General features: G+C 66.5%; 17 protein-coding genes, 2 tRNA genes and 1 pseudogene. 7 read left to right on the forward strand and 13 right to left on the reverse strand.

From position 1 onward, the window contains the following. Positions 1-163 precede the first annotated feature (163 nt). Positions 164-886 carry a FadR/GntR family transcriptional regulator gene (locus JIM95_RS04040; protein WP_200255784.1) on the forward strand — a complete coding sequence of 241 codons (723 nt, stop codon included), beginning with the start codon at positions 164-166 and terminating at the stop codon, positions 884-886. Between the two features lie 74 nt (positions 887-960). Here the strand turns inward: JIM95_RS04040 and nrdE are convergent, their stop codons facing one another. From nrdE to ykgO, 4 genes are all read right to left on the reverse strand, one after another. Continuing rightward, the gene (nrdE, locus tag JIM95_RS04045; protein ID WP_200255785.1) at positions 961-3117 is read right to left on the reverse strand and encodes a class 1b ribonucleoside-diphosphate reductase subunit alpha; all 2157 of its coding nucleotides are present in this window, start codon (positions 3115-3117) and stop codon (positions 961-963) included. Between the two features lie 77 nt (positions 3118-3194). Then, on the reverse strand, positions 3195-3653 hold the full coding sequence (gene nrdI / locus JIM95_RS04050; RefSeq protein WP_200255786.1) for a class Ib ribonucleoside-diphosphate reductase assembly flavoprotein NrdI: 459 nt from the start codon (positions 3651-3653) through the stop codon (positions 3195-3197). Between the two features lie 203 nt (positions 3654-3856). After that, complete coding sequence (gene nrdH / locus JIM95_RS04055; protein ID WP_198737806.1) at positions 3857-4090, reverse strand: glutaredoxin-like protein NrdH; 234 nt, start codon at positions 4088-4090, stop codon at positions 3857-3859. Positions 4091-4550: 460 nt separating this feature from the next. Further along, positions 4551-4673, reverse strand: a complete 123-nt coding sequence (gene ykgO, locus JIM95_RS04060) for a type B 50S ribosomal protein L36 (RefSeq protein WP_012732041.1) — start codon at positions 4671-4673, stop codon at positions 4551-4553. Positions 4674-4937: 264 nt separating this feature from the next. Between ykgO and nadE the strand changes: the two genes are divergently transcribed. Continuing rightward, positions 4938-5786, forward strand: coding sequence for an ammonia-dependent NAD(+) synthetase (gene nadE / locus JIM95_RS04065; RefSeq protein WP_200255789.1), 849 nt, complete (start codon positions 4938-4940; stop codon positions 5784-5786). Positions 5787-5810: 24 nt separating this feature from the next. Here nadE and JIM95_RS04070 read toward each other — a convergent pair whose 3' ends face one another. From JIM95_RS04070 to JIM95_RS04085, 4 genes are all read right to left on the reverse strand, one after another. After that, the gene (locus JIM95_RS04070; protein WP_200255790.1) at positions 5811-6572 is read right to left on the reverse strand and encodes a fructosamine kinase family protein; all 762 of its coding nucleotides are present in this window, start codon (positions 6570-6572) and stop codon (positions 5811-5813) included. Between the two features lie 4 nt (positions 6573-6576). After that, on the reverse strand, positions 6577-6999 hold the full coding sequence (locus JIM95_RS04075) for a pyridoxamine 5'-phosphate oxidase family protein (RefSeq protein ID WP_200255792.1): 423 nt from the start codon (positions 6997-6999) through the stop codon (positions 6577-6579). A gap of 153 nt (positions 7000-7152) precedes the next feature. Beyond that, the gene (locus JIM95_RS04080) at positions 7153-8091 is read right to left on the reverse strand and encodes an MDR family oxidoreductase (protein ID WP_234034346.1); all 939 of its coding nucleotides are present in this window, start codon (positions 8089-8091) and stop codon (positions 7153-7155) included. A 136-nt stretch (positions 8092-8227) separates the two neighbouring features. Continuing rightward, entirely contained in the window at positions 8228-9640 is a 1413-nt protein-coding gene (locus JIM95_RS04085) for an MFS transporter (protein WP_200255796.1), read from the reverse strand. Positions 9641-9800: 160 nt separating this feature from the next. Between JIM95_RS04085 and JIM95_RS04090 the strand changes: the two genes are divergently transcribed. Next, complete coding sequence (locus tag JIM95_RS04090; protein ID WP_200255798.1) at positions 9801-10457, forward strand: TetR/AcrR family transcriptional regulator; 657 nt, start codon at positions 9801-9803, stop codon at positions 10455-10457. Between the two features lie 87 nt (positions 10458-10544). Here JIM95_RS04090 and JIM95_RS04095 read toward each other — a convergent pair. The 5 genes from JIM95_RS04095 to pgm all read right to left on the reverse strand — a co-directional run bounded on the left by JIM95_RS04095 (position 10545) and on the right by pgm (position 14121). Then, positions 10545-10617, reverse strand: a tRNA-Ala gene (locus JIM95_RS04095). A gap of 78 nt (positions 10618-10695) precedes the next feature. Further along, a tRNA-Ala gene (locus JIM95_RS04100) sits at positions 10696-10768 on the reverse strand. A 122-nt stretch (positions 10769-10890) separates the two neighbouring features. After that, positions 10891-11643: a DsbA family protein gene (locus tag JIM95_RS04105; protein WP_200255800.1), complete on the reverse strand. Its 753-nt coding sequence runs from the start codon at positions 11641-11643 to the stop codon at positions 10891-10893. A gap of 141 nt (positions 11644-11784) precedes the next feature. Then, positions 11785-12228 carry a MauE/DoxX family redox-associated membrane protein gene (locus tag JIM95_RS04110; RefSeq protein WP_410170735.1) on the reverse strand — a complete coding sequence of 148 codons (444 nt, stop codon included), beginning with the start codon at positions 12226-12228 and terminating at the stop codon, positions 11785-11787. 234 nt (positions 12229-12462) lie between these two features. Beyond that, entirely contained in the window at positions 12463-14121 is a 1659-nt protein-coding gene (gene pgm / locus JIM95_RS04115) for a phosphoglucomutase (alpha-D-glucose-1,6-bisphosphate-dependent) (RefSeq protein WP_200255802.1), read from the reverse strand. Positions 14122-14381: 260 nt separating this feature from the next. Here pgm and JIM95_RS04120 point away from each other — a divergent pair, with 260 nt between their 5' ends. The 4 genes and pseudogenes from JIM95_RS04120 (at position 14382) to JIM95_RS04135 (ending at position 17909) form a co-directional block, all read left to right on the forward strand. Then, positions 14382-15800: an alanine/glycine:cation symporter family protein gene (locus JIM95_RS04120; protein ID WP_200255804.1), complete on the forward strand. Its 1419-nt coding sequence runs from the start codon at positions 14382-14384 to the stop codon at positions 15798-15800. Positions 15801-16001: 201 nt separating this feature from the next. Further along, positions 16002-17150 (forward strand): annotated as a pseudogene (locus JIM95_RS04125) (alanine/glycine:cation symporter family protein); the annotation flags it as partial. A gap of 61 nt (positions 17151-17211) precedes the next feature. Continuing rightward, positions 17212-17565, forward strand: a complete 354-nt coding sequence (locus JIM95_RS04130) for a fluoride efflux transporter family protein (protein ID WP_200255807.1) — start codon at positions 17212-17214, stop codon at positions 17563-17565. Next, positions 17562-17909 carry a fluoride efflux transporter FluC gene (locus tag JIM95_RS04135; protein ID WP_200255808.1) on the forward strand — a complete coding sequence of 116 codons (348 nt, stop codon included), beginning with the start codon at positions 17562-17564 and terminating at the stop codon, positions 17907-17909. The genes JIM95_RS04130 and JIM95_RS04135 overlap by 4 nt, the downstream gene beginning before the upstream one ends. Positions 17910-18091 lie beyond the last annotated feature (182 nt).

The raw sequence follows: 18091 nt of genomic DNA on the forward strand, positions 1-18091 counted from the left end.
TCCCCCAATGTGGGCCACCCACCATGCAACGACTGCTGGTCGAACCTGTGACCCAGTTATGCTGAGTCACACGTCAACGACACCGGAGCCTGGCAATCACCCGAACGGTGTGACACGGACGCCCGGACGACCGCCTTCCACGGAAAACAGAGAAGTTCCCACAATGACCGCACGCACACCGACCCGTCCGCCTCTTCTGGACAGCGTTCTCGACAAGCTCGGATCCGAAATAGTCAGCGGCCAACTGGCCCCGGGACAGACCTTCACCCTGCACGACATCTGCAAGAGATTCACCATCTCCCGGACAGTCGCCAGGGAGACGATGCGCGCACTGGAGCATCTTCACCTGGTGTCCTCATCCCGGCGCATCGGACTCACCGTCCGGGCCGCGACCGAGTGGGCGGTGTTCGACAGCAACGTCATCCGCTGGCGTCTGGAATGCCCGACCGAACGGAACAGTCAGCTCGTATCCCTGACGAGTCTGCGCGAGGCGGTGGAACCGATCGCGGCAAGGTCGATGGCCCTGTCCGGTACGCCCACCGAGCGGGCCCGACTCCGGGAGCTCGCCGCCACGCTGCGCCGGCTCGGCCACGAGGGGCGCGGCGCCACCGCGGAGTTCCTCGACGCCGACATCGAGTTCCACACCCTGATGCTCACCGCGTCCCGGAACGAGATGTTCGCCGCCCTGGCGACGACGGTCGCCGCGGTACTCGCCGGGCGCACCGATCTGGGACTGCAGCCGGAGTACCCCAACGACGACGCGATGGACATGCACGAGGCACTCGCCGACGCGATCCTCCACGGCGATCCTGTGGAAGCGGAGCGACAGGCCCGCGCACTGGTCACCGAGGTCGGTGCCGCACTGTCCCTCCAGAAGAAGGCCTGACCCGGAGATCAGAATCAGAGAGAGCCCCCACCGGTCGATTCCGGTGGGGGCTCTCTCTGATGGTCGGGCGGGGATCAGAGCATGCAGCTCACGCAGCCCTCGACCTCGGTACCGACGAGCGCGGTCTGCCGGAGACGGATGTAGTAGATCGTCTTGATCCCCTTGCGCCAGGCGTAGATCTGGGCGCGGTTGATCTCACGGGTGGTCGCCGTGTCCTTGAAGAACAGGGTCAGGGACAGCCCCTGATCCACGTACCGGGTGGCGACGGCGTAGGTGTCGATGATCTTCTCGTACCCGATCTCGTACGCGTCGGCGTAGTACTCGAGATTGTCGTTCGTCATGTACGGCGCCGGGTAGTAGACGCGACCGATCTTGCCTTCCTTGCGGATCTCTATGCGGGAGGCGATCGGGTGGATCGACGACGTCGAGTTGTTGATGTAGGAGATGGATCCCGTCGGCGGAACAGCCTGCAGGTAGCGGTTGAACATTCCGTGTTCGGCGATGTCCGCCTTCAGCTGCGCCCACTCCTCCGCGGTCGGGGTGTGGATCGTCGACGCCGCGAACAGCTCCTTCACCCGGTCGGTCTTCGGCGCGAACTCCGCCGGGTCGTAGCGGTCGAAGAAACTGCCGTCGGCGTAGTCGGAGGTCTCGAAACCCTCGAAGGCCTCGCCCCGCTCACGGGCGATCGCCATGGAGGCGCGGAGGCACTCGTACATCACGGCCGCGAAGTACGCGTTGGTGAAGTCTAGGCCCTCCTCGGACCCGTAGTGGATCCGCTCGCGGCCGAAGTAGCCGTGCAGGTTCATCTGTCCGAGCCCGATGGCGTGGGCGGCGTCGTTGCCCTTGCGGATCGACGGCACCGAGTCGATGGAGGTCTGCTCGCTGACCGCGGTCAGGCCGCGGATCGCGGTCCGGATGGTCGCGGAGAAGTCCGGGGAGTCCATGGCCTTGGCGATGTTCATGGAGCCGAGGTTGCAGGAGATGTCCTCGCCGATGTGCTCGTAGGTGAGGTCCTCGTTGTACGTCGACGCCGTGGAGACCTGCAGGATCTCGGAGCAGAGGTTGGACAGCGTGATCCGGCCCTCGATGGGGTTGGCCCGGTTCACGGTGTCCTCGAACATGATGTACGGGTAGCCGGACTCGAACTGGATCTCGGCGAGCGTCTGGAAGAAGGCGCGGGCGTTGATCTTGGTCTTGCGGATCCGGGGGTCCTCGACCATCTCGGCGTAGTGCTCGGTGACGGAGATGTCGGCGAAGGGCTTGCCGTAGACGCGCTCGACGTCGTAGGGCGAGAACAGGTACATGTCGTCGTTGTTCTTCGCCAGCTTGAACGTGATGTCGGGGATCACGACGCCGAGGGAGAGGGTCTTGATGCGGATCTTCTCGTCGGCGTTCTCGCGCTTGGTGTCCAGGAACTTCAGGATGTCCGGGTGGTGCGCGTTGAGGTAGACGGCACCGGCGCCCTGCCGGGCACCCAGCTGGTTGGCGTAGGAGAACGAGTCCTCGAGCAGCTTCATCACGGGGATGACACCCGAGGACTGGTTCTGGATCTTCTTGATCGGCGCCCCGGCCTCACGGAGGTTGGACAGCAGCAGGGCCACGCCGCCGCCCCGCTTCGACAGCTGCAGCGCGGAGTTGATGGCGCGGCCGATGGACTCCATGTTGTCCTCGATACGCAGCAGGAAGCAGCTGACGGGTTCGCCGCGCTGCGCCTTGCCGGAGTTGAGGAAGGTCGGGGTGGCCGGCTGGAACCGGCCGGTCATGATCTCGTCGACGAGTTCACGGGCGAGGTCCCTGTCGCCGGCGGCGAGGGTCAGCGCGACCATGCACACGCGGTCCTCGTAGCGCTCCAGGTAGCGGCTTCCGTCGAACGTCTTGAGGGTGTAGGACGTGTAGTACTTGTAGGCGCCGAGGAACGTCTGGAACCGGAACTTGTGGGCGTACGCCTGCTTGAACAGCGCCTTGATGAATTCGAAGTCGTACTGCTCGACGACCTCGCGTTCGTAGTAGTCGTTCTCGAGGAGATAGCGGAACTTCTCCTCGAGATCGTGGAAGAACACGGTATTCAGGTTGACGTGCTGCAGGAAGAACTGGTTCGCCGCCTCCCGGTCCTTGTCGAACTGGATCCTGCCCTCGCCGTCGTAGAGGTTCAGCAGGGCGTTGAGGGCGTGGTAGTCGAGCTTGTCCGCCTTCTGTACGGGTTCAGCCACGGTTTTTCCGATCTCTGACATGTCTCTCCTGGTCGGGCCGCATCCGCGGCCGGTGATTGGTTCTGAATGACAAAAGGATTAAAAGAATATGGATGGCGCTATCCGGCCGGTGCCGTGGACCGGTCACCGGTGTGCGGCACCAGACCGAGCGCCGGCCCGTGCGCCTCGAGGCCGTGCCGCAGGATCGCGACGTCCTCGGGGGTCCCCATGAGTTCGAAGCGGTAGACGAAAGGCACACCGCACTTGGCGGAGATGACGTCGCCCGCGCGTGCGTAGTCGGCGCCGAAGTTGGTGTTTCCGCTGGCGACGACCGCACGGAGCAGCTCGCGGTTGTGCGGGTTGTTGAGGAAGTGGATGACCTGGGAGGGCACGGGACGCGACTCGTGGCCGGCGACCGAGGCTCCCCCGCCGTAGGTCGGGCAGATGAGCACGTACGGTTCGTCGACGATCAAGGGAGGATCCGTGCGCCGGAGGGGGATGCGGGCATTCGGGAGCCCCAGGTGCCCGACGAAGCGGTGGGTGTTCTCCGTGACGGATGAGAAGTAGACGACGAGCATCGCCGATGGTCACTCCCTTCCGGTGCCGGTGACTGTGAAATTCGTCCACCCGGCGGAGTCACCGCCGCCGGGTTCCGGGTTCCGATATCTCGGTTGACGCGCCCCGCGGGATGGAGACAACGCGAAAGCCGCGCAGCGGGGCGGTTGCTGATGCCCTCCGCGCGGCTCTTCCCTCACTCACATTCCGCGTGACTGCCCGATCCTCAGGCTACCTGTGCCGCCAGGCCGCGGATCCGCTCCGGGCGGAAGCCCGACCAGTGCTCACCGTCGACCTCGACGACCGGAGCCTGGAGGTAACCCAGCGCCATCACGTAGTCACGGGCCTCGTCGTCGAGACTGATGTCGACGAGCTCGTAGTCGAGACCAGCACGGTCCAGGGCCTTCTTGGTGGCGGTGCACTGCACACATGCGGGCTTGCTGTAAACGGTGATGGCCATGAGTGGACTTCCTTGTGTGTTCGAGAGGCTTGTTCGTCTGCGTCCGAGCGGTGACTCACGCCGCCGTTGGGCGACTGTCAGGAGCTCCACCGGGGTGTTCGGTGGGGGATGCGCCGGTTCAACCGGTGACAGAAACGAACACTATACTTTGTGGTTGATTACGGCAAGTGGCACATGATGTAGTAGTTCCAGCCCATGAATTCCCAGCAAATCCCCGCCCGGGGACACTACATCTGCCCTTACTGCGCAGCGTGAAATTACATGCTTGTCGCCCGCCACCGACGCCCTCCCGGCATTTCCCCAGCTCGCCCACTGACGACCGGGAGGCATGTTATGAAAACGTTATATTTGGGCGCTCCCCCGGATGTTCCCCCGTCAGGGCCGTGAATGCGGAAGAGGCCGGGCAGACGACCGGATCACTCCAACCGCTGCCCGGCCTCCGCCGGGATGACGCGTCTGACTAGCCCTGGCGGGCCTTGAAACGCGGATCCTTCTTGTTGATCACGAACACCTTGCCGTGGCGACGCACGACCTGGGCGCCCGGCTTGTTTTTCAGCGACCGAAGTGACTTGCGGACCTTCATCGGGCGCTCCTTTCTCTCATGCGCGTGGACCGGCGGACAGCCGGTTTGTCTGCTTCTCTGGCGGGTTCCGGTCCCGTCACCGACTCAGTACTGCCTGTTGCCTGATTCGTACTGCTGCCTGGTGACTCGTGGGACGGCCTTGCCATGACACGAGGATTCATACTATCGGACAGTCTCCCCCGGGACAAACCCGGACGCCGAGGACCCCCGAAAACGCGGTCGGACCCGATCCGGCCCACACGCCGCCCACTAGACTGGGCGGCCATGAAACCCGAACAGCAACGTACCCGCACCTCAATCGTCGCCGCCCTGCACACGAAGCCGGAGATCGACCCCGCGGCAGAGGTCGAGGAACGCGTCACCTTCCTGGCCGACTATCTCCGCACCACGGGACTGTCCTGCTACGTCCTGGGCATCTCCGGAGGTCAGGACTCGACTCTCGCCGGCCGGCTCGCGCAACTCGCCGTCGAACGCCTCCGGGATTCGGGTACGGATGCCACGTTCCACGCCGTGCGCCTCCCCTACGGCGTCCAGGCCGATGAGGACGACGCACAGACCGCGCTGGAGTTCATCCGGCCCGATCAGGTGCTCACCGTCAACATCCGCGAGATGGTCGACGCCCTCGACGCCGCGGTGTCCACCGCGCTGGGTATCCCGGAGCTCGGGGACTTCAACAGGGGAAACGCCAAGGCACGGGCCCGGATGCTGGCCCAGTACGCCATCGCCGGGGAGAAGGGCGGACTGGTGATCGGCACCGATCACGCCGCGGAGAACGTGACCGGATTCTTCACCAAGTTCGGGGACGGCGCGGCGGATGTCCTCCCCCTGTCCGGGCTGTCGAAGCGGCAGGGCGCGGCACTCCTCGAGGAACTCGGTGCACCGAGCTCGACCTGGACGAAGGTCCCCACCGCGGACCTCGAGGACGACCGCCCGGCACTTCCCGACGAGGAGGCGCTGGGTATCACCTACCGGCAGATCGACGACTACGTCGAGGGCGCCGGTGACGTCGACGTCCCGGATGCCGCCGTGCAGCGTCTGGAGCACCTGTGGCGGATCGGGCGGCACAAGCGCGCGCTTCCGGTGACGCCGCAGGACACCTGGTGGCGGGAGTGATCCGACACCCGTAGGAGGGCCAGGTCAGTCGCCCAGCACCCGGAGGGTGTCCTCGGCGGCCCGGCGGAGATCCGGCCCGTAGGAGGGCCCGTGGGTCCGGGCGTGCACCGCGAGCGGGTGCAGCTGATGGATCGGGGTCGAGGTGTCGAAGTCCGGGGCGGTGCCGGACTCCTCGATGTAGCCCCGCCGGATCTCCCCCAGGTACGGGGCCCCGAACAGCGCGAGCATCGCCAGATCGGTCTCCGGATGCCCGCCGTGCGCGGCCGGGTCGATGAATACCGGGCCGTCCGCGCCGAAGAGGAGATTTCCGGCCCACAGATCCCCGTGGATCCGGGCCGGGGCCACCTCCCACCGGTGTCCGCGGATCGCGCCACCAGCCCGCTCGACCAGATCGAGGGTCTCCGTCGTGATGTTCCCCTTCCGGTGCGCCGCGCGGGCGAACGGGAGGACCCGCTGCCCGGTGTAGAACTCGGCCCAGTCGTCGGTGGGCTCGCAGCGCTGCGGGACGGACCCGATGTAGTTCGTTCCGGCCCAGGGCTCCCCGCCCGGCGCGGGTGGGCAACCGAAGGCCTCGGCGCCGGCGGCATGGATGCGCGCCAGTTCGCGCCCGGCCCGGTACGCGGCCTCCGGGGTCGCGGGCGCGGCGTCGACGAGCCGGGTGGTGATCGTCGCGCCGTCGGTGCCGAGGACCTCGACGACGCAGGGGCTCGCCTCGCGCAGCCACCTGAGTCCGGCGGCTTCCGCGCCGGCGGCCTCCGCTGAGGGGGCGTGCTTGGTGAAACCCACGGGATCAGTAGCGCTCGGGCTCGTCCCCGAGGCGGAACTCCCGTCCGTTGATCTCCCTGGGGGTGATGCGGACGTAGTTGTACTTCAGGGTGGGCAGCCACGGCTTGAGCGGCAGGGTGTCCGCGTGCTGGACCTCCGCGTTGGTCTTCAGCAGCTCGCCGTCACCCTTGACCACTACGGACCAGGCACGCCCGTCGGCGACCTCGTCGGCCTCGAAGAGCACGTCGTGGTTCAGCTCGATCGTGAACAGCTTGGAGCCCTCGGCGGTGCGGAAGTAGATCTGACCGTCGTCGATCACGAAGTTCACCGGGAAGATATCCATGTCATCAGATCGGCGAACGACGACCCGCCCGAGGTGGACGCGCCTCAGGCGCTCGGCGCACTCTTCATCATTCAGGACCGTGATGACGTCATCGTTGTTTTTCATATCCCCATTGTTCCACCGAAACGACCCGCGGGGGTGGGAGGTATCTGTGACAATCGCCCCAACCGGGGGTGTGTGCCCGGTCCGAGCTGCCGATGCCGCCCGTTCCGGAGGCGGAACAGGAGGCCACGGTGCGCCCGAATGGGGGCGTGACGTTCAGGCGCTGACGTCGATGACGGTGCGACCGGCGAGCTTCCCCGCCAGCAGTTCCTCGCCGGCCTGCGCCACGGAGGAGAGTGGGCGGACCGTGGTGATCCGGTCGAGTGCCGCCTGGTCGAGGTGCCCGGACAACAGCGTCCAGGCCCGTTCCCTGAGTTCCGACGGTGCGTCCACCGAGTTGATCCCGAGGAGTTTCACCGCCCGCAGGATGAACGGCATGACCGTTCCGGGGAGATCGGCCCCGTGGGCGAGACCGCAGGCGGTGACCGCACCACCCCAGCGGACTTGCGCGAGCGCGTTGACCAGCGTGTGGGAACCCACCGCGTCAACCACCCCGGCGTAGCGCTCGGACTGCAGTGGGCGGCCCGGCTCCGCGAGCTCCGCCCTGTCGATGACCTCCGCCGCACCGAGTTCCCGCAGCATGTCGGAATGTTCCGCCACCCGGCCCGTCGCGGCGACGATGTCGAAGCCGAGGCTCGCGAGCAGGAGGATCGCCGTGGCGCCCACACCGCCGGTCGCACCGGTCACCAGGACCGGACCGTCCTGCGGACCCACACCCGCACCGGTCAGCGCGTCGACGGAGAGTGCCGCGGTGAATCCGGCGGTGCCGATCGCCGCGGCGCGGAGCGTACTGATGTTCTCCGGGATGTGCACCGTCGAGGCGGAGTCGACCCGCAGTTTCCCGGTGTATCCACCGGCCCGGGTCTCCCCCAGCCCTGCTCCGTTGACGACGACGCGATCTCCCGGTGCGAACCTGTCGGAGTCACTGTCGACGACGGTTCCGCAGGCGTCGATGCCCGGTACCAGGGGCAGAATCCGGGCGACACCCTTCGTCCCGCGGAGAGCGAGCGCGTCCTTGTAGTTGAGGCTGGAGTGGGTGACATCGATGAGGAGGTCCCCCTCCCCGTGCACGGTGTCGTCGTCCTCGGTGATCATCCGGGAGATGACGACGGTGCCGTCCGGATTGTCTGGATCTGTGCAGCGGTCAACGACGATGGTGTGGGTCATTCCCCCAGTCTAAGCCGCGCATTTCCGCCGCGCCGCCCGGAGCACCGTCCCGGGGCCGTCGGATTCACTCCTCGGACCGGACCAGTACCCACGCCACGACGGCACCGACCAGGGCCATCACGCACACGAAGATGTAGATCCTGCCGGTGGCCGCGCCGAGTGCCGCCAGCACACTCGTGTGGGGGCCGGCCAGCACACCCGTGAACACCGTGCCGAGAACCACCGTTCCCACGGAGGCCCCGATCGGGAAGAAGCTGTTGAGCAGTCCGGTCGCCATCCCCACCCGGCCGATGGGCACCGATCGCGTCGCCACGTTCATCAGGGGCGTGTTGACCAGGGCGTTGCCCGCGCCCCAGATGATCGTTCCCGGTATCAGCCACGGCGGGTCGTGCAGCGCGGTGATCTGCCACACGAACAGCACGGACGCAACGGCCAGCAGGACCCCACCGACCGCCAGAAGACCACCGGCCGGATACCTCCCCTGGAGTTTTCCGGCGGCGATGGACCCCACCATGGCACTGGCACCGAGCGGGAAGAGCAGGAATCCGGTCTGCAGCGGCGAGTACCCGTGCCCCTGCTGCAGGTAGAGCATGAAGTAGACCACGGCCCCTCCGGTGATGAATCGGTTGATCACCGCGGTCAGGGAGATACCGAGGAACGTACGGTGCGTGAGTAGCCGGAGGTCGAGCACCGGGGCGGCGCACCTCAGTTCCCGGAGGGTGAACAACGCCAGCAGAACGACGGATGACCCGAGCAGCGCGACCACCGTGTCGTGGGTCCAGCCGTCCTCCTGCGCGCGGGTGACCCCGTAGTTCAACGCGAGGAGGGCCGCCGCGAGAAGACCCGAACCGATCAGGTCGAAGGGGTTGGGGTCACGCTCCCGGTCGTGGTCCACGGGCAGGTAGCGGACGGCGACCAGAACGGTGAGCACGCCGAGCGGGAGGTTGATCAGGAACATGGAGCGCCAGCTGAATGCGTCCACGAGCAGTCCGCCGATCACCGGCGAGAGCACCGCGGCGATCCCGACCGCCCCACTCCAGATCGCGATCGCCATCGTCCGACGCTCCCCGTCGAAGCACCGTGCCAGCAGCGGCATCGCGTTCGCGAACATGACGGACGCCGCGATGCCCTGTGCGGTACGGAACCCGATGAGCACGGCCATCGACGGCGCGACGCCGCAAGCGACGGATGCGGCGGTGAACGCGATGATCCCGACCATGAACATCCGCCTGCTGCCGAGCCGGTCGCTCAGCGCCCCGGCCGGCTGGATGAGCGCGCCGAACGCCAGCGAGTAGGCCACGACGATCCACTGCATCCTGCTGAGGGTGGCATCGGTGAGATCCTCGGCGATCGCCGGGAGTCCGATCGCAACGATCATCATGTCCGCGACCATGAGTGACGAAGCCAGAACCACCGCGGTGAGGGTCCACTTCTCGGCGGCCGTGTACCGGACCTCCGCCGTCTGTTCCTGCGTCATTTTCGTTCCCCGTTCTGCCGGGCGTTCCCGTCGACACCACCACCCCCAGGGTAAGGTAAGCGTTACCTTTTTGCAATAGGTTGTTTCAAATTATTCGACACCTTTGGGCGAAGGTAGAATCGGAGCCACGACACCCCACGGCGACGCAGTGAGGAGTTCCATGGGTACCAGAGGTCGCGGGAGGCCGGCGCAGCTCAACCGGGTCGACATCGAGCGTGCCGTGCTGACCCTGGGATTCGACGGAGCGACCACCACAGCGATCGCCCGACACCTCGGGGTCGACCAGTCCTCGCTCTACCGGTACATCGGCTCCCGGCGTGAACTCCTCCGGAGCGCCGTCGACCGGGCCATCGCGGAGCACCCGCGCGAATTCACCCACACCACGTGGCGTGGGTACCTCACCGGCGTCGCCGAACTGAACTGGTCCCTTCTCGCCGGCCACCCCGGAATGGCGGCCACCCTCTACACCCTCGAGGACACTCCCCCGCGGAGCATCACCGGGCTCATGGAGGAATCGACGCGGGTCCTGCACGGAACGTACGGATGGACGATCAGCGACGCCCTGCTCGTCCTCGATTCACTCGCGGACATGACGGCGGACACGGTCAACCGCACCGAACGGCTGTTGTCCTCCGGCCCGGACGCCGGCACCGATCGGGCGGCCCGCGACCTGCTGGACCGGTCAGGACTGTCCCCGGAGCTCACCGATGCGCTGGAGCGGATCCTCGACGGGGGCCTGAAACAGTGGTGGCGGCGCAAGGTCGACCTGCTCCTCGACGGTGCGGAACTTCTCGCACCGCGCAGCGACGACGGATGACGGGACACCCCGTGCTCCGGGCGGACACGACGATGACTGAGACCTCCCGCCGAGCGGCGGGAGGTCTCAGTCATCGTCACCGTGAAGTGGAGCTAAGGGGACTCGAACCCCTGACCCCCACACTGCCAGTGTGGTGCGCTACCAGCTGCGCCATAGCCCCTCATATGAAATTGCCGCGTCCACGGACCGGAGTCCGGAACCGTGAACCGGTCGATCCGCGGATCTTCCCGGTTCACAGTGGAGCTAAGGGGACTCGAACCCCTGACCCCCACACTGCCAGTGTGGTGCGCTACCAGCTGCGCCATAGCCCCTCGTTGAGACTCCCCCAATCTACACGGGGGGCCCTGCGGCGGACAAATCGCCTGTTCCCGGTGACTGCAACGGACGGGAGGGAGGCTCCGTCGGGAGCCCCCCCACCTGCCGAACCGGGGGATCATCCGGTGACGGTGGCCACCCAGTTGTTCAGGTCGACGTCCTTGCCGTCGCGGATGATACGCGGGGACGAGACCTTACCGGTCTGTTCCTTCAGCTTCTCCGCGTTCGCGGAGGCGACCTTCTCGAATTCCCCCTGCTCCCCACCTGTCCGGATCTTCTCGGCGAGCTCGTCATCGGCTCCGAGTCGGACAGCGGCGTCCGCGAACGTCGCGTAGGTCCACCTGTCGAAGATCTTCCGCTGGTTCTCCAGCAGTGCCTTCCGGTAGTTCCAGTACAGTTCGGCGTCCCCGCTGCCGGCGACGACCATCGCGGCGGTTCCCGCCCTCGTGGAGTGCCCCTCATCGCCGCCGGCGACGAAGTCCAGGGGGTGGATGTTGACGACCAGGTCACCGGCGGTGACGGCGTCCTTCATCTCGCCGTCCGTGGCCTCGGCGAGCTCCGCACAGTGCGGGCAGGAGTAGTCCTCGTAGAGGTCCACCGTCGGAGTGTCCGCGTCAGCGGAGTCCGCGGACAGGGTGATGTACCCGTCGTGCAGGTCGACGTTGAAGTCCACCACCTCCGTCTGTCCGGCCTCGATCTCCACCGCCTCGGTTTCAGTTCCGGTGGTGGAGGTCCCGTTCGCCGCCTGCTTTTCACCGTCACTGGATGTGATGATGTAGCCGATCACGATCACCGCGACGACCAGTACTGCCACCAGCGCCCAGAGGAAACCGTGCCCCTTCTCATTCGGGGACTTGATCTTCTTACTCACGTTCTTTGAACCCTTACGGTCGGAGTGGATGTTCGATGCGCGCGGCGGAAAACCTGCGCACCCGGGCGGATCTCCCCGCAATCCTGGCCGTGGGGAGCCCCGTGGGGAGCGTCACGCTCCCCGGTCAAGCAGCCTAGTCGCTCAGGCGTGGAGTGCGAAGCGCCGGAACGGCCACCGGAAGACCACCCACGCGAGGACCAGGAAGACGATGTCACGGAGAATCTCGGAGAGGTAGGACCACCAGGTGACACCCTCTTCCGCGCCGCCGCCGCCGAAGCAGCCGCAGTCGATGGACAGGCCACGGACCCAGGCCGAGGCGATGCCGGCGATGAATAGAAGCAGCAGCACCTGGGAGATGAAGGCGCTGAATCGGAGGAAGAGTCCGACGAGGAGGAACACCCCGAGGATCAGCTCGCCGATCGGCAGCACAACCGCGATGAGGTCCGCGGTGTCGTCGCTGAACAGTTCATAGGAGCGGACGGCGAGCCGGGTGGCCATGGGCTCAGACAGCTTCTGCCAGCCGCTGTAGAGCCACACGGCCGCGAGCGCCAGCCGCGCGAGGGCCGACACCACATCGAGGGCGATCGACCGGCTGTCGTACCTGGCCGGAACGAACTCGGGCTTCGCCGCCTCGACATGTGCCGCAGGATTCACCGACGTCTTCTTCATATTCTTGGTCACACCCGACAACACTAGCGCAACCTGGGCCTCCCGCGACGGGTTCACGGGGACGCGGCCTCCGGTCACCGCACCGAAGATGCGCCGGGACGACGCCGCCGAAGGCATCGCCATCCCCTCAGCCGCGCCCACGGCTGCGGATCAGTCGCCCAGGACACCCGCGACCAGCTCCTGCGCCTGTGCCTGAACCTCCTTCAGGTGGTCGGCGCCGCGGAAGGACTCCGCGTAGATCTTGTACTTGTCCTCCGTGCCCGAGGGCCGGGCCGCGAACCAGGCGGAATCCGTGGTCACCTTCAGGCCACCGATCGGCGCCCCGTTGCCGGGCGCCTCCGTGAGTTTCGCGGTGATGGCCTCCCCCGCGAGTTCCGTCGCCGTGACATCCTCCGGTGAGAGCTTCTTCAGCACCGCCTTCTGTTCCCGGTTCGCCGGGGCGTCGGTACGGGCGTAGACGGGGCTGCCGAACTTCTGCTCCAACTCGGCGTACCGCTCGGACGGGGTCTTACCCGTCGCCGCGGTGATCTCACTGGCCAGCAGATCGAGGATGATGCCGTCCTTGTCGGTGGACCACACCGAACCGTCCCGGCGCAGGAAGGAGGCGCCGGCGGACTCCTCGCCGCCGAAGCCGATCGTTCCGTCGATGAGCCCCGGGACGAACCACTTGAAGCCGACTGGAACCTCGACGAGGGTCCGGCCGAGGTCCGCCACGACGCGATCGACCATCGAGGATGACACGAGGGTCTTGCCGACGTTGATCCGCTGGTCCCAGTTGTGGCGACGGCGGAAGAGGTAGTCGATCGCTACCGCGAGATAGTGGTTCGGGTTCATCAGGCCCGCGTCCGGGGTGACGATGCCGTGCCGGTCGGCGTCGGCGTCATTTCCGGTCGCGAGATCGAAGTCGCCGCGGCTGGCCACGAGTGAGGCCATGGAGTTCGCGCTCGAACAGTCCATCCGGATCTTGCCGTCGGTGTCCAGGGTCATGAACCGCCAGGTCGCGTCGACACGGGGATTGACGACGGTGAGGTTGAGGCCGTGTGCGTCGGCGATCGCGCCCCAGTAATCGACGGCCGCGCCGCCCATCGGGTCGGCGCCGATGGTCAGGCCCGATTCCCGGATGACCTCCATGTCGACGACGTTGGGGAGATCGGCGATGTAGGTGTCCAGGTAGTTGTGCCGTCCGCACCGCCGGTCGAGCACACCGGAGACCGGTGTCCGGTGGACCCCGTCGAGTCCCGCGCGGAGAAGCTCGTTCGCCTGGGCCGCGATCCAGTCCGTCGCGTCGGTGTCGGCCGGGCCTCCGTTCGGCGGGTTGTACTTGAATCCGCCGTCCCGGGGCGGATTGTGGGACGGGGTGATGATGATTCCGTCGGCACGCCGCGGGTCGGTGCCGGTCACGCCGCCGTCGAGCTTGGCATTGTGGGCGAGAATCGCGTGCGAGACCGCGGGAGTGGGCGTGTAGCGGCCGCGGTCGTCGACGAGCACCGGGATATCGTTCGCGATGAGAACCTCCAGCGCGGAGACCATCGCGGGTTCGGACAGCGCGTGGGTGTCGCGCCCGATGTAGACGGGACCCCCGATCTTCTCCCTGACGCGGTAGTCGACGATCGCCTGCGTCGTCGCGAGGATGTGGTTCTCGTTGAAGGCCGTGTCGAGTGACGACCCGCGATGTCCCGACGTTCCGAAGGCGACCTGCTGGTCCGGGTCCTCCACGTCCGGGATGCGGGTGTAGTACGCGGTGACGACCTCCGCGATGTCGATGAGGTCACTGTCGAGAGCGGGCTGTCCTGCGCGGTCATGTGCCATGGCGGTGGAGGGCTCCTTACATGTTCGGGGTGTCGGGCGGGCGCGTCGGAGACAGAGGTCGTGGCTCCGGTCCCCGGGTTCACCTCAATCTTCCCCCCAATCAGGTCGACGCGCAGGAACGCACCCCCACCCCGACGCCCCCGCACGGCCTTTCGGAAACATGGACCCCCGTCCCGGACGACCCGGGGGTGACACACAGGGGCGCCCCGTACGGGGCTGTCCTTTTGATTGACTGAACGAAACCTGTAATTTCCTAGGACATGTCCACGCTCAATGACCTGCTCACGACACTGTCCGGCATCATCTGGGGCCCCTTCCTGCTCATTCCGCTCCTCCTCGGCACGGGCCTCTACCTGACGATCCGGCTACGCGGCCTGCAGTTCCGCGCGCTCCTCCTCGGCCTGCGCCACGGCTTCGTCGACACCAACGACAAGGACGGCGAGGGAGACATCCCCAATTACCAGGCACTGACCACGGCACTCGCGGCCACGGTGGGCGTGGGCAACATCGTCGGTGTGGCGACCGCACTCTCGGTCGGCGGCCCCGGCGCCCTGTTCTGGATGTGGATGACGGGTCTCGTCGGCATGGCCTCCAAGTACAGCGAGGCGTACCTCGGTGTCCGGTTCCGCGTCACGGACGCCAGGGGCGAGCAGTCCGGCGGTCCGCAGTACTACCTGAAACGCGGCATCAAGGGACCCCTGGGCCGCTGGCTCGCCTTCTTCTTCGCGGTGCTCACCCCCATCGCGGCCCTCGGCATCGGCAACATGACCCAGGCCAACGCCGTGGCTGCGGGCATGCAGGACACCTTCGGCGTGGACCCCTGGGTGTCCGGCGTCCTCATGTTCGTGTGCACCGGCACCGTCCTCCTCGGGGGCATCCGGGCCATCGGCACGATCACCTCGGCCTTCGTCCCGCTGATGATCATCCTCTACATCGGTGGGTCGCTCATCGTGCTTTTCCGCAACGCCGCAGACATCCCCGCAGCGATCGGCCTGATCTTCAGCGACGCGTTCACGGGCACCGCCGCGGTCGGCGGGTTCGCCGGCTCCGCGATCATCCTCGTGCTCCAGATGGGTGTCGCCCGCGGTATCTTCTCGAACGAGTCCGGCATCGGAACCGGCGCCATCGCGGCAGCCGCGGCGAAGACGTCCCACCCGACACGCCAGGCGCTGGTCTCCATGACGCAGACCTTCATCGACACCATCGTCGTCGTCACCTTCACCGGCTTGACGATCATCACCACCGGCGCGTGGGACCTCGGTAAGGAGCACGCCAACATCATGACCGCCGAGGCCTTCTCCCGCGGCCTGCCCGGGCAGTGGGGTGGAACCATCGTCTCCATGTCCGTCGTATTCTTCGCCTTCTCCACGATCCTGGGCTGGTACTACTACGGCGAGCGCTGCCTCCAGTCGCTCTTCGGGTCCCGCTCCACCGTGCCGTACCGGATGATCGCCACCGTGTGCGTCTTCATCGGCGCAGTCTCCGAACTCACCCCGATCTGGACCTTCTCCGATGTGGCGAACGGCCTGATGGCCCTGCCGAACCTCATCGGGCTGCTGATCCTGTCGGGCCTGGTGGTCAAGGAGACCAACGCCTACCTGAGGTTCGACCCGAAGCTGCACAGGTCCCCCGAGGAATGCCAGGACTTCCTCGTCCGTCAGGGGATGGACTGGAAGTAGTCCGCGGCCACTGACACACGGAAAAACGGGCGGCTCCGTCATCCGGTGCCGGATGACGGAGCCGTTCCCGCGTACGGGGGTAGCAGATAATCTGCCCCCGCCGGCCTCGCCGCCGCGCCCGACGGGTCGCCGAAAACACCGCATCACCCGTGACAACGGAGAGATCCGCCGGTTCCCGGGAGGCGCCGGACGGACGGTGGGTCGATCGGTGGCCCCGGGTCACTGTTCTGGATGTGGATGACGGGTCTTCTCGGGATGGCGTCCAAGTACACCGAGGCCTTCCTCGGCTCCCTCCACCGTGAGACCGACACCAACGGCAAGCAGGCCGGTGGGCCGCAGTACTACCTGCGCAAGACCATCAAGGGCCCGATGGGCGGCTACCTGGCGACGTTCTTCGCCGTCGCCACGGCCATCGCAGCCTTCGGCATCGGGAACATGACGCAGTCCAACGCGGTCGCGGCGGGGATGCAGGATTCGTTCGGCATTCCGCCGTGGGCCTCGGGCGCGGTCATGTTCCTCATCGTCGGAATCGTGCTGTTCTTCGGCATCGAGGCGATCGGCAAGGTCACCTCGGCGTTCGTCCCGCTCATGATCGTCATCTACATCGTCGCCTCGACATGGGTTCTCGTCGCCAACATCGACCAGATCCCGGGGGCCTTCGCGCTCATCCTCACCGACGCCTTCACCGGCACCGCCGCCACCGGCGGATTCGCCGGAGCCGGCATCATCATGGCGATGCGCATGGGTGTCGCCCGTGGCCTGTTCTCGAACGAGTCCGGGATGGGTAGCGGCGCGATCCCGGCCGCCGCCGCGAAGACCCTGCACCCCGTCCGTCAGGGACTCGTCTCCATGACCCAGACGTTCATCGACACGCTCGTCGTCATCACGTTCACCGGACTGGTGCTCATCGTGACCGGGGTCTGGAACCACGGCGAGAACGCGGCCAACCTGATGACCTCGGAGGCCTTCGGAAACGGTCTCCCCGGCACCTTCGGGGATGAACTCGTCAGCATCTCGATCATCTTCTTCGCGTTCTCGACGATCCTCGGATGGTCCTACTACGGCGAACGCTGCATGATGAGTGTCTTCGGACCCCGTTCATCGATGTGGTACCGGCTGACATTCACCGTCGCGGTCTTCATCGGAGCGGTCACGGAGCTCACCACGGTCTGGACGTTCTCCGACCTCGCGAACGGCATGATGGTGCTCCCGAACATCATCAGGATACTCCTTGTCTCCGGGTTCGTCGCGAGGGAGACCCGCGCCTACCTCCGTTTCGACCCGCAGCTCCGGGCCTCTGCCGCGGACATCGAGAAGTTCCTCGAACGCCGGGGGATGGACTGGACCTGACCGGTCCCGCACCGACGGCCCCGCGGTTCGTGCCGCGCGGCCGGGTGTATCGTATTCCGACATGAAGCAAACCATCCAGGTGGCTGCAGGAGCGGCGCTCGGCGCGGTTCTACGCTGGTCCGTGATCCTCGCCCTCGGCCCCGGTATGCAGCCGTTGATCGCCGTCAACACGCTCGGATCCTTCCTCATGGGATGGCGTAAACCCGGCCTGTTCCTGGGTACGGGCCTGCTCGGCGGGTTCACCAGCTTCTCCACCTTCGCCGTACTGCTCACCGAATCAGACCCGCCCCTCGCCGCCGCCTACCTCACCGCGACACTGGTCACCTGTATCGGCGGATGGCTGCTCGGTGATTTCGCGTCGGGACGCACCTTCCGCGGCCGTCCGGCCACGAAACCCGGGGAGGTCGTGGAATGAGCCCCGAATCCCTGCTCCTCGTCGCGGTCGGGGCCGCGTTCGGCGGTGTCGGCCGGTACTGGCTGGGCAGACTCCTCCCCGAGCTCTACGGCACCCTCACGGCGAACACCATCGCCTGTTTCCTCCTGGGCATCATCACCGCGGCAGAAACGGTCCATCTCAGTGCGGGCATGACGCTCCTCGCCGGAATGGGATTCAGTGGTGCGCTGTCCACCTGGTCGACGCTGGCCAAGGAACTCGGTGAGCTGATCAGGACCGGACAGAACGTCCGCGCCCTGCGCTACGGCGTAGCCACTGTCGTCCTCGGCATCCTCGCGGTGCTGTCCGCGTCTCTCGTGTTCTAGCCCCTCGTTCCGGTTGTTTCCGGGCGGTGCAGGGCAACGGAAAAACAGCGGAGCAAGCCACTGGTACGGAGTTCGGTTTGTGTGGTGCGTTGATCCCGGTCAACCGGGCGGCCGGGGCCTGCTGGCCCAGGACCCCCCCTGTGGCTGACAGCCGGAAACCCCTGATCCACCACGCAAACCAC

It is taken from the genome of Corynebacterium antarcticum (assembly GCF_016595285.2).
In the GTDB taxonomy this organism is placed as follows: Bacteria; Actinomycetota; Actinomycetes; order Mycobacteriales; family Mycobacteriaceae; genus Corynebacterium; species Corynebacterium antarcticum.

Excerpts from the sequence above, each read along its gene's own strand:
- JIM95_RS04135 (WP_200255808.1), top strand. The coding sequence starts at position 17,562 with ATGAGCCCCGAATCCCTGCTCCTCGTCGCGGTCGGGGCCGCGTTCGGC.
- JIM95_RS04130 (WP_200255807.1), top strand. The coding sequence starts at position 17,212 with ATGAAGCAAACCATCCAGGTGGCTGCAGGAGCGGCGCTCGGCGCGGTT.
- JIM95_RS04085 (WP_200255796.1), bottom strand. The coding sequence starts at position 9,640 with ATGACGCAGGAACAGACGGCGGAGGTCCGGTACACGGCCGCCGAGAAG.
- JIM95_RS04040 (WP_200255784.1), top strand. The coding sequence starts at position 164 with ATGACCGCACGCACACCGACCCGTCCGCCTCTTCTGGACAGCGTTCTC.
- nrdI (WP_200255786.1), bottom strand. The coding sequence starts at position 3,653 with ATGCTCGTCGTCTACTTCTCATCCGTCACGGAGAACACCCACCGCTTC.
- pgm (WP_200255802.1), bottom strand. The coding sequence starts at position 14,121 with ATGGCACATGACCGCGCAGGACAGCCCGCTCTCGACAGTGACCTCATC.
- JIM95_RS04120 (WP_200255804.1), top strand. The coding sequence starts at position 14,382 with ATGTCCACGCTCAATGACCTGCTCACGACACTGTCCGGCATCATCTGG.
- nrdE (WP_200255785.1), bottom strand. The coding sequence starts at position 3,117 with ATGTCAGAGATCGGAAAAACCGTGGCTGAACCCGTACAGAAGGCGGAC.
- nrdH (WP_198737806.1), bottom strand. The coding sequence starts at position 4,090 with ATGGCCATCACCGTTTACAGCAAGCCCGCATGTGTGCAGTGCACCGCC.
- JIM95_RS04080 (WP_234034346.1), bottom strand. The coding sequence starts at position 8,091 with ATGATCACCGAGGACGACGACACCGTGCACGGGGAGGGGGACCTCCTC.
- ykgO (WP_012732041.1), bottom strand. The coding sequence starts at position 4,673 with ATGAAGGTCCGCAAGTCACTTCGGTCGCTGAAAAACAAGCCGGGCGCC.
- JIM95_RS04075 (WP_200255792.1), bottom strand. The coding sequence starts at position 6,999 with ATGAAAAACAACGATGACGTCATCACGGTCCTGAATGATGAAGAGTGC.
- nadE (WP_200255789.1), top strand. The coding sequence starts at position 4,938 with ATGAAACCCGAACAGCAACGTACCCGCACCTCAATCGTCGCCGCCCTG.
- JIM95_RS04090 (WP_200255798.1), top strand. The coding sequence starts at position 9,801 with ATGGGTACCAGAGGTCGCGGGAGGCCGGCGCAGCTCAACCGGGTCGAC.